The 17350-nt window shown below is 70.6% G+C and carries 8 protein-coding genes and 1 tRNA gene; 8 read left to right on the top strand and 1 reads right to left on the bottom strand.

Annotated features, from left to right (window positions below):
• Positions 1 to 423 precede the first annotated feature (423 nt).
• Positions 424 to 496 (top strand) — tRNA-Thr (locus tag ACFWEE_RS12580).
• A gap of 110 nt (positions 497 to 606) precedes the next feature.
• Here ACFWEE_RS12580 and ACFWEE_RS12575 read toward each other — a convergent pair.
• The gene (locus ACFWEE_RS12575; protein ID WP_386888574.1) at positions 607 to 3231 is read right to left on the bottom strand and encodes a SpoIIE family protein phosphatase; all 2625 of its coding nucleotides are present in this window, start codon (positions 3229 to 3231) and stop codon (positions 607 to 609) included.
• A gap of 485 nt (positions 3232 to 3716) precedes the next feature.
• Here ACFWEE_RS12575 and ACFWEE_RS12570 point away from each other — a divergent pair, with 485 nt between their 5' ends.
• The 7 genes from ACFWEE_RS12570 (at position 3717) to ACFWEE_RS12540 (ending at position 17349) form a co-directional block, all read left to right on the top strand.
• Positions 3717 to 9143 carry a HAMP domain-containing protein gene (locus tag ACFWEE_RS12570; RefSeq protein WP_386888573.1) on the top strand — a complete coding sequence of 1809 codons (5427 nt, stop codon included), beginning with the start codon at positions 3717 to 3719 and terminating at the stop codon, positions 9141 to 9143.
• 270 nt (positions 9144 to 9413) lie between these two features.
• Positions 9414 to 10088: a two-component system response regulator gene (locus tag ACFWEE_RS12565; RefSeq protein WP_386888572.1), complete on the top strand. Its 675-nt coding sequence runs from the start codon at positions 9414 to 9416 to the stop codon at positions 10086 to 10088.
• 254 nt (positions 10089 to 10342) lie between these two features.
• On the top strand, positions 10343 to 13192 hold the full coding sequence (locus tag ACFWEE_RS12560; protein WP_386888571.1) for a DNA translocase FtsK: 2850 nt from the start codon (positions 10343 to 10345) through the stop codon (positions 13190 to 13192).
• Positions 13193 to 13443: 251 nt separating this feature from the next.
• The gene (locus ACFWEE_RS12555; RefSeq protein WP_386888570.1) at positions 13444 to 14247 is read left to right on the top strand and encodes a RodZ domain-containing protein; all 804 of its coding nucleotides are present in this window, start codon (positions 13444 to 13446) and stop codon (positions 14245 to 14247) included.
• A 239-nt stretch (positions 14248 to 14486) separates the two neighbouring features.
• The gene (gene rimO / locus ACFWEE_RS12550) at positions 14487 to 15968 is read left to right on the top strand and encodes a 30S ribosomal protein S12 methylthiotransferase RimO (RefSeq protein ID WP_327178317.1); all 1482 of its coding nucleotides are present in this window, start codon (positions 14487 to 14489) and stop codon (positions 15966 to 15968) included.
• Positions 15965 to 16843 carry a CDP-diacylglycerol--glycerol-3-phosphate 3-phosphatidyltransferase gene (gene pgsA / locus ACFWEE_RS12545; RefSeq protein WP_386888569.1) on the top strand — a complete coding sequence of 293 codons (879 nt, stop codon included), beginning with the start codon at positions 15965 to 15967 and terminating at the stop codon, positions 16841 to 16843. The genes rimO and pgsA overlap by 4 nt, the downstream gene beginning before the upstream one ends.
• Complete coding sequence (locus ACFWEE_RS12540) at positions 16840 to 17349, top strand: CinA family protein (RefSeq protein WP_386888568.1); 510 nt, start codon at positions 16840 to 16842, stop codon at positions 17347 to 17349. The genes pgsA and ACFWEE_RS12540 overlap by 4 nt, the downstream gene beginning before the upstream one ends.
• Position 17350: the final 1 nt, after the last annotated feature.

Here is a 17350-nt window from a genome sequence, read left to right as displayed (position 1 = left end):
GGAAGCTAAGCCTTTCAGCGCCGATGGTACTGCAGGGGGGACCCTGTGGGAGAGTAGGACGCCGCCGAACAATTTTTCCGGGAGACCCCCGTGCCTTGTGGCACGGGGGTTTTCTGCGTTCTGCGGGAAACATGGGAAGGTCCTGGGCGCGAACGCGGTCCTGGCCGGGAAGGCCGGACCGAAGCGCCGGCCGGCCGGTGCGGGCCCGGACGGACCGGCCCACGTCGCACCGGCTCCGCAGAGCCCCACCCCACGCCCGGCGGGGCCTGTCCGTACGGGCCGGCCCGCGGCGGCCGGCCGAACACGCAGGAGAGCGACTTCCCGTGACGGGTTCTCATGACCCCTCGGGTTCCGCGTGGCAGGTGGTTCTGAAGACCCCAGAACTGGGGTATGCTTATCTCGTTGCACAGCAGAGCGCAGCAAGCCCCAATAGCTCAGTCGGTAGAGCGTCTCCATGGTAAGGAGAAGGTCTGCGGTTCGATTCCGCATTGGGGCTCAGCAAAGCAAGAAGGCCCCCACCTTTCGGTGGGGGCCTTCTTGCTTTCCGGACGGTTTTGCCGGCCCTTTCCGGGCCGCCTGCCGGCGGCCCGGAAAGCAACCTCCGGATCAGGCGGTCTGCGGCTCCGGTACACGCATGGCGAGAATGGCCATGTCGTCCGAGGCCGGCTCGGCGGCGAACCGCTCCACGGCCCGCAGGACCCGTGCGGCCACCGCACCGGCCGTCAGCCCCGTGCAGTTGGCCAGAACCTCCGCCAGCCCGTCGTCCCCGAGCATGCGGGTCCCCTCACGACGCTCGGTGATGCCGTCCGTGACACAGAGCAGGACGTCGCCCGGGGCGAGCGTGATCTCCTCCTCGTACAGCTCCAGGTCCTCGATGACGCCGAGCAGCGGCTGCGGCTCGGCCGCCGCCTTCACGGAGCCGTCCTGCCGGAGGCGGAGCGGCAGGGGGTGGCCGGCGCACACGACCTTCAGGAGGGCGCTGCCGTCCTCCTGGGGGCGCAGCTCGCCGTAGAGGAGCGTCAGGAAACGGCTGCGGGAACCCTCGTCGAGGATGGCCGCGTTGAGCCGCTCCAGCACCGCGGGTCCGCCGAAGCCCTCGCGGGCCAGCAGACGCAGGGCGTGCCGGGCGAGGCCCGTGACGGCCGCCGCCTCGGGGCCCGTACCGCACACGTCGCCGATGGCGAAGCCGTAGACGCCGTCGCGGATCGGGAAGACGTCGTAGAAGTCGCCGCCGACTTCGTTGCCCTCGCCCGCCGCGCGGTAGATGACCTCGATCTCGACGTTCGGCACCACCGGCTGGCTCGGGGGCAGCAGGCTCCGCTGGAGGGCCTGGCTGATGGCCGTCCGCTCGGAGTAGAGACGGGCGTTGTCCAGCGCGAGGGCGGCCCGGCGTGACAGGTCCTCGGCGAGCTCCAGGATCTCCTGGCGGAAGTGGTCGTCGGACGGCTTGCCCAGCGTCAGCATGCCGATGACGCGGTTGCGGGCGACGAGGGGGAGTACGACCGTCTCCCCGCCCACCGCGGCGGCCGTGGCGAGGGTGGTGCGGGTGGAGTTGGCCATGCTCAGCGGGGCGTCGCTGCTCAGGCTCCGCATCGACGTGCGCAGCGCGGCCTCGTGGGCGGCCTTGGTCGGGGCGCCCCACACCCGGGCGCCCGGGGAGGGCACCGGCTCGGGCGGATCGATGCGGGACAGCAGCGCCTTGAGGCCGTCGATCAGATCCTCGTCCTCGTGCAGGACGTAGGAGAGGAACGGTTCCGAGGCGGGGTCGGCGATGGTGTAGACGGCGCACCAAGTGGCGAGGGTCGGGACGGTCATCTGGGCCATGAGGGCCAGCGTCTGGTCCCGGTCGAGCGTCCCCGCCAGCAGGTCGGACGCCTCGACGAGGAAGGAGAGGGAGCCTCTGCGGAGCCGTTCCAGCTCACCCAGCCGGGCCGACTCGACGGCGAGCGCGATGCGGTCCGCGGCGAACTGGAGGCGCAGGGCCTCCTCGTTGGTGTACCGCCCCGCGGCCTCGGCCGCGACGCCCAGCGAGCCGGTGAGCCGGCCCTCCACCTTCAGCGGGACCGTCACCACCGAGCGCATGCCCGTGCCGCCCAGCAGCGGAACGGCACCCTCCACGGCCATCAGGTCCTCGTGGACGGCCGGCATCCGGGCGGAGCCGTAGCGGCCCGCGCCCGCCTCGACGGGGACCCGGGCGAAGCGCTGGCGGGCGGACGGCAGGCCGGTGGTGGCACGGACCTCGAGTTCGGTCTCGTCGTCCGTGGCCAGCAGCAGAAAAGCGGCGTCGGCGTCGAGCATGTCCCGCGCCCGCTCGACGGTGCGCTGGAGCAGACCGTCCAGGTCGTCGGGGGCGGGGGAGCCGATGAACACCTCGAAGGGGTCGGCCGAACGGCTCTCGCCGGTGTCACTGACCGGGGCCCGTACCGGGCTCTGCAGCACGGCGCGCTCGTCGTCACGGACCATCAGGCAGACCGTGGACGGAGTGCCCCCGGTGTCCCGGACCCGCAGGTGCGAGGCGTAGACGGGGACGACCCGGCCGTCCGCGCACCGGAAGCCGTAACTGCCCTCCCAGCGCGACAGTTGGAGGGCGGCGGCGATGCCGGTGCTGGTGCCGGGGGTCTGCGGCCAGGCGGCGAACTCGGTGAGCTGCTTGCCGACGACCTGCTCGGGGGCGTACCCGAAGAGGAACGAGGCGTCCTCGTTCCAGGAGGTCACGGCGCCGTCCATGTCGATCTGCGCGACGGCGACCCGGATGCGCCGGTCGGCGACCGGCAGGCTCTCGACGGGCAGCAGCGGTCCGGCGGAGCGGATGCCCACCGGCCGGTCGGGCAGGTCCAGCTGGAACCAGACGTGTTTGCGGGTGGGCGTGTACTCCACGCCCCAGCGGGAGGCCAGGGCCGCGCAGAGCAGAAGCCCCCGGCCGCTCTCCCGGTCGGGGCTGCCGAAATCGACCGCCGTGCTCTGGAGCGGGACTTCGCGCTCCGGATAGTGGTCGGCGACCTCGACGCGTACGCCGTCCTCCGCGCGCAGGCAGAGGACGTCGGCGGCGGTACCCGCGTGCACGACCGCGTTGGTCACCAGCTCACTGGTGAGGACGACGGCGTCGTCGATGATGTCGGTGTAGCCCCATCCCTGGAGCGTGTCCCTGACGAAAGCGCGGGCTGTCGCTACCGAGCGACCGGCCGGTTCGAAGGTGGCGGCCGCCCGCGCGGTGATCACTGCACTCCCCATATGGTGTCGCGTCGCTTCCCCGAGTCCAGTGCCCGTATCTCGCAGCTTCGATTCGCCCACAGCTGTCCCGTGGTCCCTGGCGGATGCGCGACGAACCACCGGACGGCCCTCAGCCAGGCTAGACGCTCGCCGGGGCCGCCGGGTACACGAGGCCGGACTTCACCCCGGACGAGCCACATGGGCGTGCGCGGGCGCACGAGGGCGGTTCCGCGGGGAGCGCCGACGGCGGGACGGCGGGGTGGAGCGGGTGCCGGCGGGGTGACGAATCCCATCGGTGCCCGCCGTCGGGGTCCGGCCTGGTACGTTTCAAGGATTTGACGTTTCCATGGGCACCCGTCGACGGTGTGCTGTGGCGGTGAGGTACCTCGGAACTGGGAAAGCTCCCAGAATCACCCGAGCGAAACGGTCAACCCTGCGGGAGGGACACGGTGGAGTCTGACGTGGCGGCGCGGGGTTCAAGCACGCGTACAAGAGGCGGACAGCCCGTGAAAAAACAGCGCCAAGGAACCGTCGAGGTGGACGCGGCGGCTCTCAGCAGACTGCTCTCCGCCCTGCTCGCGATGCGCGACGGCAACTTCCGCAGGCGGCTCACCGTCTCAGGGGACGGACCGTTGACGGAGATCTCGGCCGTCTTCAACGAGGTCGCCGACCGCAATCTCCACCTCACGGGTGAACTCGCCCGTGTCCGGCGGGTGGTCGGCCGGGAGGGCAAGCTCACCGAGCGGCTGGAGACGGGGGCCTGCGAAGGTTCCTGGGCCGCCGCGATCGACGCGTCCAACGAACTGGTCGACGACCTCGCGCGGCCCGTCTCCGAGGTCGGCCGGGTGCTGTCGGCGGTGGCCGACGGTGACCTCGACCAGCGGATGGAGCTGCGCTCCCACACCGCGGACGAGACGGTACGGCCGCTGCGCGGCGAGTTCCTGAAGGTCGCCCGTACGGTCAACAACCTGGTCGACCAGCTGTCGGCCTTCACCGAACAGGTGACGCGGGTCGCGGTCGAGGTGGGAACGGAGGGCAAGCTGGGCGGCCAGGCGCAGGTGCGCGGCATGTCCGGTTCCTGGAAGGACCTCACGGACTCCGTCAACACGATGGCGTACCGGCTCACCGCACAGGTGCGGGACATCGCGCTGGTGACGACGGCGGTCGCCAAGGGCGACCTGTCGCGCAAGGTCACGGTCCACGTGGCCGGGGAGATGCTCCAGCTGAAGAACACCGTCAACACGATGGTGGACCAGCTCTCCTCGTTCTCCTCCGAGGTCACCCGGGTCGCCCGCGAGGTCGGCACCGAGGGCGAACTCGGCGGGCAGGCCACCGTGCCGGGGGTCGCCGGTGTGTGGAAGGACCTCACCGACTCCGTCAACACCATGGCGGGCAACCTCACCAGCCAGGTCCGCGGCATCGCCGAGGTCACCACGGCGGTGGCCAACGGAGACCTGTCGCAGAAGGTCACCGTGAGCGCGCGCGGCGAGGTCGCGCAGCTCGCCGAGACGATCAACCAGATGACCGAGACGCTGCGTACCTTCGCGGACGAGGTGACCCGGGTCGCCAGCGAGGTCGGCGGCGAGGGTCTGCTCGGCGGCCAGGCGCAGGTGCCCGGCGCCGCGGGTACGTGGAAGGACCTGACCGACTCGGTCAACACCGTTTTCCGCAACCTGACCACCCAGGTGCGCGACATCGCGCAGGTGACGACGGCGGTGGCCAGCGGTGACATGTCGCAGAAGGTCACCGTCGACGTGGCCGGGGAGATGCTGGAGCTGAAGAACACCGTCAACACGATGGTGGACCAGCTCCAGTCCTTCGGTTCCGAGGTGACCCGGGTCGCGCGGGAGGTCGGCGTGGAGGGCCGGCTGGGCGGCCAGGCCGAGGTGCCCGGCGCCGCCGGTACGTGGAAGGACCTCACCGACTCCGTCAACACGGCGTTCCGCAACCTCACCGGACAGGTGCGGGACATCGCGCAGGTGACGACGGCGGTGGCCAACGGCGACCTCTCGCAGAAGGTCACCGTCGACGTCGCGGGCGAGATGCTGGAGCTGAAGAACACCGTCAACACGATGGTGGCGCAGCTGTCCTCGTTCGCCGACCAGGTGACCCGGATGGCGCGCGAGGTGGGTACCGAGGGCATGCTCGGCGGTCAGGCCCGCGTCGACGGCGTCTCCGGTACGTGGAAGGAACTCACCGACTCCGTCAACTTCATGGCGGGGAACCTCACCGACCAGGTCCGCCAGATCGCCCAGGTGACGACGGCGGTGGCGCGCGGTGACCTGTCGCAGAAGATCGACGTGGACGCGCGCGGCGAGATCCTGGAGCTGAAGAACACCATCAACACGATGGTCGACCAGCTCTCCGCCTTCGCGGAGCAGGTGACCCGGGTCGCCCGCGAGGTCGGTACGGACGGACGGCTCGGCGGCCAGGCACAGGTGCCCGGCGTGGCCGGTGTGTGGCGCGACCTGACCGACTCGGTGAACGGCATGGCCGGCAACCTCACCGCCCAGGTCCGCAACATCGCGCAGGTCGCCACGGCGGTGGCGCGCGGTGACCTGTCGCAGAAGATCGACGTGGACGCGCGCGGCGAGATCCTGGAGCTGAAGAACACCCTCAACACGATGGTCGACCAGCTCTCGAACTTCGCCGAGCAGGTGACCCGGGTGGCCCGGGAGGTCGGTACGGAGGGCATGCTCGGCGGCCAGGCCGAGGTGCAGGGGGTCTCCGGTACGTGGAAGGACCTCACCCAGTCGGTGAACGGCATGGCCAACAACCTCACCCTCCAGGTGCGGAACATCGCCGAGGTCACGACCGCGGTCGCCAAGGGCGACCTGTCGAAGAAGATCACCGTCGACGCCAAGGGCGAGATCCTCGAACTCGTCACGACCGTGAACACCATGGTCGACCAGCTGATGAACTTCGCCGACGAGGTCGCCCGGGTGGCCCGGGAGGTGGGTACCGAGGGCATCCTCGGCGGCCAGGCCCGGGTGCGCGGCGCGACGGGCATCTGGAAGGACCTCAGCGACAACGTCAACCTGATGGCCAACAACCTGACCAGCCAGGTGCGGAACATCTCCCGGGTCTCCTCGGCGGTCGCCAACGGCGACCTGACGAAGAAGGTCACCGTCGAGGCGCGGGGCGAGGTCGCCGAACTGGCCGACACCGTCAACACGATGGTGACGACGCTCTCCTCGTTCGCGGACGAGGTGACCCGGGTGGCCCGCGAGGTGGGCACCGAGGGCATCCTCGGCGGGCAGGCGCGGGTGCCGGGGGTCTCGGGGACCTGGAAGGACCTCACCGAGTCCGTGAACTCGATGGCCTCCAACCTCACCGGACAGGTGCGGCAGATCGCGACCGTCACCACCGCCATCGCCAAGGGCGACCTCACCAAGAAGATCGACATCGACGCGCAGGGCGAGATCCTGCAGCTCAAGGACACCATCAACACGATGGTCGACCAGCTGTCGTCCTTCGCGGACCAGGTGACCCGGGTCGCCCGCGAGGTGGGTACGGAAGGCCAGCTCGGCGGCCAGGCCCGGGTGCGGGACGTCGACGGCACCTGGCGCGACCTCACCGAGTCGGTGAACGAGATGGCCGGCAACCTCACCCGGCAGGTGCGGGCCATCGCGGCCGTCGCCACCGCGGTGACGCGCGGCGATCTGAACCTCAAGATCGACGTGGACGCGGCCGGTGAGATCCAGGTCCTGCAGGACAACATCAACACGATGATCGCCAACCTGCGCGACACCACCCTCGCCAACAAGGAGCAGGACTGGCTCAAGGGCAACCTCGCCCGGATCTCCGGCCTGATGCAGGGCCGCCGCGACCTGGACGACGTCGCCTCGCTGATCATGAGCGAGCTCACCCCGGTGGTCTCGGCCCAGCACGGCGCGTTCTTCCTGGCGATGGGCGCGGGCGACAACGACGAGGTGGGCGCGGACAGCAGCGCGGAGGGCGCGTACGAGCTCCGGATGCGCGGCAGTTACGGATACTCGGCGGGCTCCATGCCGACCTCCTTCCGGCCCGGCGAGTCGCTCATCGGCGAGTCCGCCGCGGAGCGGAAGACCATCCAGCTGGACCACGCGCCGCCCGGATACCTGAAGATCTCCTCCGGGCTCGGCGAGGCACCCCCGGCTTATGTGATCGTGCTGCCGGTGCTCTTCGAGGGCAAGGTCCTCGGGGTGATCGAACTGGCCTCCTTCCAGCCGTTCACCCAGATCCAGCGGGACTTCCTCAACCAGCTCGCCGAGATGATCGCGACGAGCGTCAACACCATCAGCGTCAACACCCGGACCGAGAAGCTGCTGGAGCAGTCGCAGGAACTCACCGAGCAGCTCCGGGACCGCTCGGAGGAGCTGGAGAACCGGCAGAAGGCCCTCCAGGCCTCCAACGCCGAACTGGAGGACAAGGCAGAGCTGCTGGCCCGTCAGAACCGCGACATCGAGGTGAAGAACACCGAGATCGAGGAGGCCCGGCAGATCCTCGAGGAGCGCGCCGAACAGCTCGCCGTCTCGATGCGCTACAAGTCCGAGTTCCTGGCGAACATGTCGCACGAGCTGCGCACGCCGCTCAACTCGCTGCTGATCCTGGCCAAGTTGCTCGCCGACAACGCCGAGGGCAACCTCTCGCCCAAGCAGGTGGAGTTCGCCGAGACGATCCACGGGGCCGGTTCCGACCTGCTCCAGCTGATCAACGACATCCTGGACCTCTCCAAGGTCGAGGCGGGGAAGATGGACGTCAGCCCGACCCGTATCGCCCTGGTCCAGCTGGTCGACTACGTGGAGGCGACCTTCCGGCCGCTCACCGCCGAGAAGGGGCTCGACTTCTCCGTACGCGTCTCGCCCGAACTGCCCGCCACCCTGCACACCGACGAGCAGCGGCTGCTCCAGGTGCTGCGCAACCTGCTCTCCAACGCGGTGAAGTTCACCGACAGCGGAGCGGTGGAGCTGGTGATCCGTCCGGCCGGACCGGACGTCCCGAACGCCATCAGGGAGAACCTGCTGGAGCAGGGCACGCTGCGGGACACCGACGACCTGATCGCCTTCTCGGTCACCGACACCGGGATCGGGATCGCCTCCAGCAAGATGATGGTGATCTTCGAGGCGTTCAAGCAGGCGGACGGCACCACCAGCCGCAAGTACGGCGGGACCGGCCTCGGCCTCTCCATCAGCCGGGAGATCGCGCGGCTGCTGGGCGGCGAGATTCACGCGGCGAGCGAACCCGGCCGCGGTTCCACTTTCACCCTCTACCTTCCGCTGCGCCGCGGTGAACTCCCTGCCCAGGGGTATCCGCAGGCAGGCTCCGGCACCTACGAACCGCCCTCCGGTACGGGGGAGTACACGCCTCCGGCCGACTCCGCGCCGCTGGGCGACCCGGCCAACTCGGCGGGGGTGTTCCGGCGTCGGCGCCAGGCGCTCGGCGACGCGCGCCGCCGTCCGGAGCTGCCGGCGCCCAACCGGCCAGGAGCCGGGGCGGGTTCGAACGCGGAGAACGCCGCACAGGAGGACTGGGTCCAGGGCGCGCAGGCGCCGGAAGCCCGGAAGTCGTTCAGGTTCCGCGGCGAGAAGGTGCTGATCGTCGACGACGACATCCGCAACGTCTTCGCCCTCACCAGCGCCCTGGAACAGCACGGGCTCTCGGTGCTCTACGCGGAGAACGGCCGCGAGGGGATCGAAGTGCTGGAGCAGCACGACGACGTGGCGGTGGTGCTGATGGACATCATGATGCCCGAGATGGACGGGTACGCGACCACGACGGCGATCCGGCGGATGCCCCAGTTCGCGGCTCTGCCGATCGTCGCGCTGACCGCGAAGGCCATGAAGGGCGACAAGGAGAAGGCGCTCGACTGCGGTGCCTCCGACTACGTCACCAAGCCGGTCGATCCCGACTACCTGCTCGGCGTGATGGAGCGGTGGATGCGCGGGGAATGACACGGCCGCCGGGGCGGTGCCGGGCCTCCGGCCGGTGCCGCCCCCGGCCGAGGCTGGGGCGTCGGCTTCCCGGGAGAGGTGTCCAGGCGCCTTGTGCCGGGAACCTTCTGAACTCCCGCCGCGTTCTTGTTGTGTGCACAGTGACATCGCGGTGACAGGGTGTGGCGGCGGCCGGGGTGCGGCTACGATGACCGGCACAAGACGGACGGCGACACGGAGCCGTCCCCTGGGGCGGCACCCGGTGCGACGCCGGGATGAGGAGGGCGGGCCATGATGCAGAAGGCCAAGATCCTCCTGGTCGATGACCGGCCGGAGAATCTGCTGGCGCTGGAGGCCATCCTCTCTGCGCTGGATCAGACGCTGGTACGGGCATCGTCAGGGGAGGAAGCGCTCAAGGCGCTGCTCACGGACGACTTCGCGGTCATCCTGCTCGACGTCCAGATGCCGGGCATGGACGGCTTCGAGACGGCGGCGCACATCAAGCGCCGTGAGCGGACGCGGGACATCCCGATCATCTTCCTCACCGCGATCAACCACGGCCCGCACCACACCTTCCGGGGATACGCGGCCGGTGCCGTCGACTACATCTCGAAGCCGTTCGACCCCTGGGTGCTCCGCGCCAAGGTGTCGGTCTTCGTCGAGCTGTACATGAAGAACTGCAAGCTGCGCGAGCAGGCGGCCCTTCTGCGGGCCCAGCTCGACGGCGGGCGGCCGGGCGAGGACCGGGAGCCTGCCGGACTGCTGGCCGAACTCTCCGCGCGGCTCGCCGCGGTGGAGGAGCAGGCCGAAGCGCTCTCCAAACAGCTGGACGACGAGTCCGCCGACGCGGCGGCCGTCGCCACGGCGGCGCATCTCGAACGCAAGCTGACGGGCCTGCGGCGGGCGCTCGACGCCCTGGAGCCCGGTACGAACGGCGCCACCGGCATCCTGCCGTCACCGAACTGACCGGCCGGCACCGGCGCGGACCGGTGACGGCCGGGCCGTACGGACGGAAACGGGCGGTCCGTCGCGGACGGCGACGGAGCTGACGGCGTGTGGAAAAAGTGCCGCCGGTCCGCCGGTCGCTACCCCGCGCACGGGCCGTCCAATCCTCCCCGGAGGGTGAGGACGCGTCAGTTTCCCGCCCCTGCAAGCCGACACGGTCGGGTGAACCCGACGGGCACGTGTCCCGACGCGTCGACACCGGTAACCTCGGCCCTATGGCCTCACGTACGTCCGGCAAGGGTTCCCAGAGCTCGGCGGGCACCGCCAAGAGTGCCGGCCGTACCCCGGGGCCGGCGAGAAAAGCCGCGCCCGCGAAGAAGGCGCCGGCCGGGAAAGCGGCGCCCCCGCGCCGGGCGCCCGCCAAGAACGCGCCCGCCAAGAAGGCGGTGGCCAAGCGGCCCGCGCCGAAGCCCGCCGCGTCCCCCACCAACGGGGTCGTCCGTCTGGTGCGTGCCGTCTGGCTCGGCATGGCGCACGCCGTGGGCGCCCTGTTCCGTTCGATAGGGCGTGGTGCCAAGGGGCTCGACCCGGCCCACCGCAAGGACGGCCTGGCGCTGCTGCTGCTGGGGCTCGCGCTGATCGTCGCCGCGGGTACCTGGTCGAATCTGCGCGGACCTGTCGGCGACCTCGTCGAGATGCTGGTGACCGGCGCTTTCGGACGGCTCGACCTGCTCGTACCGATACTGCTCGGCGCGGTCGCCGTGCGGCTGATCCTCTATCCGCAGAGGCCCGAGGCCAACGGACGGATCGTCATCGGTCTCTCCGCCCTGGTCATCGGCATCCTCGGCCAGGTCCACATCGCCTGCGGCAGCCCCGGGCGCGGCGACGGCACGCAGGCCATACAGGACGCCGGCGGCCTGATCGGCTGGGGCGCCTCCACCCCGCTCGTCTTCGCCATGGGCGACGTCCTCGCCGTTCCGCTGCTGCTCCTGCTGACGGTGTTCGGCCTCCTCGTCGTGACGGCCACGCCCGTCAACGCGATTCCGCAGCGGCTCAGGCTGCTCGGGACGAAGCTCGGCCTCGTGGACGCGCCGGGCGCGCGCGAGGACGGCTACGAGGAGTACGCCGACGACGACGAGCGGTACGACGACCAGTGGCGCGAGGCGCTGCCCGGACGGACGCGCCGCGCCCCCGGGCGCCGCCCCGACGGGGTGTACGACCCGGAGGACGCCGAGAGCGAGGCGCTGGCCCGGCGCCGCAGGCCCCGGCGGCAGACGCCGCAGCCCGGTACGAACCGGCCGATGGACGCCGTCGACGTCGCGGCGGCTGCCGCCGCCGCGCTGGACGGGGCGGTGCTCAACGGCATCTCGCCCTCACCCGTCGTCGCGGACCTCACGCAGGGGGTCTACGGCGACCGGGAGCACACCGGCGACCGGGACCAGCCGGGCGACCGCGGCCCGACCGGCGAGCGGACCGGCACCCCCGTCCCCGGGGCGCGCGGGGCCCGGTCCGCCGCGGAGGCGGGCAAGGAGCGCACCGGCCGCAGGCCCGCCGGTGCGCCGCCCGCCGGCGTACCGGACCTGACCAAGCCCGCGCCGGAGCAGACCCGGCCGCTGCCCGCCCGCGCCGAGCAGCTCCAGCTCTCCGGCGACATCACCTACTCGCTGCCCTCCCTCGACCTGCTGGAGCGCGGCGGCCCCGGCAAGACACGGAGCGCGGCGAACGACGCGGTCGTCGCCTCGCTGACCAACGTCTTCACGGAGTTCAAGGTCGACGCGGCCGTCACCGGCTTCACCCGGGGGCCGACGGTCACCCGGTACGAGGTGGAGCTCGGCCCGGCGGTGAAGGTCGAGCGGATCACCGCACTCACCAAGAACATCGCCTACGCCGTCGCCAGCCCCGACGTCCGGATCATCTCGCCGATCCCCGGCAAGTCGGCCGTCGGCATCGAGATCCCCAATTCCGACCGCGAGATGGTCAACCTCGGGGACGTCCTGCGGCTCGCGGACGCGGCCGAGGACGACCACCCGATGCTGGTCGCGCTCGGCAAGAACGTCGAGGGCGGCTACGAGATGGCCAACCTCGCGCAGATGCCGCACGTGCTGGTCGCGGGGGCGACCGGCTCCGGCAAGTCGTCCTGCATCAACTGCCTGATCACCTCGATCATGGTGCGGGCCACCCCGGACGACGTGCGCATGGTCCTCGTCGACCCCAAGCGGGTCGAGCTGACCGCGTACGAGGGCATCCCGCACCTGATCACGCCGATCATCACCAACCCGAAGAAGGCCGCCGAGGCGCTCCAGTGGGTGGTGCGGGAGATGGACCTGCGCTACGACGACCTCGCGGCGTACGGCTTCCGGCACATCGACGACTTCAACCACGCGGTGCGCGACGGCAAGGTGAAGGCGCCCGAGGGCAGCGAGCGGGAGCTGTCGCCGTACCCGTACCTGCTGGTGATCGTCGACGAGCTGGCGGACCTGATGATGGTCGCGCCGCGCGACGTGGAGGACTCGATCGTCCGCATCACGCAGCTCGCCCGGGCCGCCGGTATCCACCTGGTGCTGGCGACGCAGCGGCCCTCCGTCGACGTCGTCACCGGACTGATCAAGGCGAACGTGCCCTCCCGGCTGGCGTTCGCCACCTCCTCGCTCGCGGACAGCCGGGTCATCCTGGACCAGCCCGGCGCCGAGAAGCTCATCGGAAAGGGTGACGGACTGTTCCTGCCGATGGGTGCGAACAAGCCGACCCGCATGCAGGGCGCCTTCGTCACCGAGGAGGAGGTCGCCGCCGTCGTCCAGCACTGCAAGGACCAGATGACCCCGGTCTTCCGGGACGACGTGGTGGTCGGGACGAAGCAGAAGAAGGAGATCGACGAGGACATCGGCGACGACCTCGACCTGCTCTGCCAGGCCGCGGAACTCGTCGTCTCGACGCAGTTCGGCTCGACCTCGATGCTCCAGCGCAAGTTGAGGGTCGGCTTCGCCAAGGCCGGAAGGCTCATGGACCTGATGGAGTCACGGAACATCGTCGGCCCCAGCGAGGGGTCGAAGGCCCGCGACGTGATGGTCAAGCCCGACGAGCTCGACGGGGTGTTGGCTCTCATCCGCGGGGAAACCGCTCCCTGAGGCCCGCCAGCGTGTGAGGTCACGGAAGCATCGCGGAATCCCCTTCCCGGCAGGGCGGGGGCAACCGTTTCCTCCGGCCGTACGTCAAGTTCAAGTGGAGGGTGCGGCCGTGGCCGCTCCCACGGTACGGCCCAAGGGGTTGTCCGACGGGTCCGATGGCGTACAAAGTCGTCGCGCCCGGTTGCCCCACCCTTTCGTACCCCCCCTAGACTGAACATCCAGCAGGTGGCTCACGCTCGAAAGGCGCCCCCGTGTCCATCGGCAACTCCCCCGAAGAAGACCGGCCTTCGATCGGTCGTGTGCTTCAGCAGGCTCGTATCGCCGCAGGTCTGACGGTCGACGAAGTCAGCGGCTCCACCCGGGTGCGCATCCCCATCGTGCACGCGATCGAGAACGACGACTTCTCGCGCTGCGGCGGAGACGTCTACGCGCGCGGTCACATCCGTACCGTCGCCCGCGCCGTCGGCATCGATCCGGAACCGTTGGTTCAGCAGTACGACGCCGAACACGGCGGCCGTCCTGTGCCCACGCCCGCGGCTCCGCTCTTCGAAGCGGAACGCATCCGGTCCGAACCCCGGCGTCCCAACTGGACCGCGGCCATGGTCGCGGCCATCGTCGCCGTCGTCGGATTCGTCGGCTTCACGCTCTTCCACGGTGAGGACGACGGAACCAGCACCGCACACGTGGCCGAGGGCTCCACGCCCGACAAGACGGCCACTGCCAAACCGACCCCCACCAAGCCCGCCGACCCCAAGCCCGTGCCGTCGGAGAGCGCCATCGCGGCGGCTCCGCTGGACAAGGTGACGGTCAAGCTCAGCGCCACCGAGGGCAAGAGCTGGATCTCCGCCAAGGACCACAGCGGGCAGATCCTCTTCGACGGACTGCTCCTCCAGGGTCAGTCGAAGACGTTCCAGGACGAGGAGCGCGTCGACCTCGTCCTCGGCAACGCCGGATCCATCGACCTCTTCGTGAACGGCAAGAAGGTCCAGGACCAGTTCGAACCCGGACAGGTCGAACGGCTTTCCTACGCGAAGGGCGACCCCGAGGCGGGCTGAGAACGCCCCGCCTCCCGTACGACCCTCCCGCACGACCCCAGCCGTCAACGACGAGCGCCCGGCCAAGCCACCGGGCGCTCGTCGCGTTTCCGCACCGCCCCGGCCGGCCGGCGCCCGCCGTGTCCGGCACCGCTCCACCACCGGCGCGCCCGTCGCGTTTCCGGAGGGGCGACGTGACGTTGGGTAGCGGGCAACCCTGCGCGGCGGGACGCCCGCCGCGACAAAGTAGTCTTGATTCCATGCCCGAACGCCGTACCGTCGCCCTCGTCACTCTTGGCTGCGCCCGTAACGAGGTGGACTCGGAGGAGCTTGCAGGCCGCTTGGCAGCGGACGGCTGGGAGCTCGTCGAGGACGCCTCCGACGCGGATGTCGCCGTCGTCAACACCTGCGGCTTCGTCGAAGCCGCCAAGAAGGACTCCGTCGATGCCCTCCTCGAAGCCAACGATCTGAAGGATCACGGCAGGACCCAGGCCGTCGTCGCGGTCGGCTGCATGGCCGAGCGCTACGGCAAGGACCTCGCCGAAGCGCTGCCGGAGGCGGACGGAGTCCTCGGATTCGACGACTACGCCGACATCTCCGACCGGCTCCAGACCATCCTCAACGGCGGCATCCACGCCTCGCACACCCCGCGCGACCGGCGCAAGCTCCTCCCGATCAGCCCCGCCGAACGGCAGGACGCCTCGGTGGCCCTGCCCGGACACGCGCAGGAGATCGCCCCGGCCCCCGCCGACCTCCCGGAAGGCGTCGCTCCGGTCTCCGGGCCGCGCGCCCCGCTCCGCCGCCGCCTCGGCACCAGCCCCGTCGCCTCGGTGAAGCTCGCCTCCGGCTGCGACCGCCGGTGCTCCTTCTGCGCCATCCCGTCCTTCCGCGGTTCCTTCATCTCCCGCCGCCCCTCCGACGTGCTGGGCGAGACCCGCTGGCTGGCCGAGCAGGGCGTCAAGGAGGTCATGCTGGTCTCCGAGAACAACACGTCGTACGGCAAGGACCTCGGCGACATCCGGCTGCTGGAGACCCTGCTGCCCGAGCTCGCCGACGTCGACGGCATCGAGCGCATCCGGGTCAGCTACCTCCAGCCCGCCGAGATGCGCCCCGGCCTGATCGACGTCCTCACCTCCACGCCGAAGGTCGCCCCGTACTTCGACCTGTCCTTCCAGCACTCCGCCCCCGGCGTGCTGCGCGCGATGCGCCGCTTCGGCGACACGGACCGCTTCCTGGAACTCCTGGACACCATCCGCTCCAAGGCCCCGCAGGCCGGCGCCCGGTCCAACTTCATCGTCGGCTTCCCCGGCGAGACCGAGGCCGACCTCGCCGAGCTGGAGCGTTTCCTCACCGGCGCCCGGCTCGACGCCATCGGCGTCTTCGGGTACTCCGACGAGGAGGGCACCGAAGCGGTCGGCTACGAGAACAAGCTGGACGCCGACACCATCGCCGAGCGCCTCGCCCACATCTCCCAGCTCGCCGAGGAGCTCACCTCCCAGCGCGCGGAGGAGCGGGTCGGCGAGACGCTGCAGGTGCTCGTCGAGTCCGTGGAGTCCGAGGAGGACGGGCCGGTCGCCATCGGCCGTGCCGCCCACCAGGCACCCGAAACGGACGGCCAGGTGGTCTTCACCACACGCGAAGGCCTCGTCCCCGGCCTTATGGTCGAGGCGAAGGCAGTGGGCACCGAGGGAGTCGACCTGGTGGCCGAACCCCTCACCACACTCTCGGAGGCGGCCAGATGACGGGAGCCCCGGCATCCGCGACAGGCGGTTCCGGCGCGACGCCGGTCCGCGGCGGCAAGCTGGGCACGGCGGCCGTGAACCAGGCCAGCCTGTGGAACATCGCCAACATCCTCACCATGATCCGGCTGCTGCTCGTGCCCGGCTTCGTGATGCTGCTGCTGGCCGACGGCGGGTACGACCCCGCCTGGCGGTCCTTCGCGTGGGCGGCCTTCGCCGTCGCGATGATCACGGACCTGTTCGACGGCCACCTCGCGCGGACGTACAACCTGGTCACCGACTTCGGGAAGATCGCCGACCCCATCGCCGACAAGGCGATCATGGGGGCGGCGCTGATCTGCCTGTCGTGGCTGGGCGACCTGCCGTGGTGGATCACCGGAGTGATCCTCTTCCGTGAGCTGGGCATCACGCTCATGCGGTTCTGGGTGATCCGGCACGCGGTGATCCCGGCCAGCCGGGGCGGCAAGATGAAGACACTGGCCCAGGGAACGGCCGTCGGGATGTACGTCCTGGCGCTCACCGGGCCCCTGGCCACCTTCCGCTTCTGGGTGATGATGGTCGCCGTCGTGCTGACGGTGGTCACCGGACTCGACTACGTACGCCAGGCGGTCGTGGCACGCCGCAAGGGGCTCGCCGCCGAGCGGGTCGCCGCGCTGGACGCGGTCGCCCTGGCGATGGACCCGGCCGCGGAGGCCCCCGTGGCCGCTCCGGCGGTCGCAGCCTCCACGGCCGCTCCGGCGGTCGCTCCGACGGTCGGGGTTCCCTCGGCCGCTCCGACGGCCGCCGCCGGGAACGCGGGCGTCGACGCGGCAGCGGTGTCCGGCGGCGAACCACTCCCCGGAGCCGTGGTGGGGGACCCCGCCGAGGCCGAGAGGTGACCCTCGCGGCCCGGGTGCTGCGGCAGCTCGCGGAGCGGGGGGAGACCCTCGCCGTGGCCGAGTCGTTGACCGGTGGCCTGGTGGCGGCGGAACTCACTTCCGTACCGGGCGCCTCGCGCTCCTTCCGCGGGTCCGTGACGGCCTACGCGACCCCCTTGAAGCACGAGCTGCTGGGGGTCGACCTGGGGCTCCTCGCGGAACGCGGGGCGGTGGACGCCGAGGTCGCGCGCGGTATGGCCGCCGGCGTGCGCCGGGCGCTCGGCGCCGACTGGGGGATCTCGACGACCGGGGTCGCCGGCCCCGAACCGCAGGACGGTCAACCGGTGGGAACCGTCTTCGTCGCGGTTGCGGGACCCGGTGGGCTCGGTAAAGTCTCCGCACTGCGGTTGAACGGTGAGCGGACGGACATCCGTAGAGAGAGCGTGCTCGGCGTCCTTGAGCTGCTCTCCGGCGAACTCGCAGAAAATGCGGGGGCACAGGATACGGAACAGAACGGGGGGAATTGAT

It is taken from the genome of Streptomyces sp. NPDC060184 (genome assembly GCF_042728795.1).
Classification (GTDB): Bacteria; Actinomycetota; Actinomycetes; order Streptomycetales; family Streptomycetaceae; genus Streptomyces.
The sequence above is the reverse complement of the archived record's forward strand: the minus strand, read 5'-3'. Positions and strand labels throughout refer to the sequence as shown.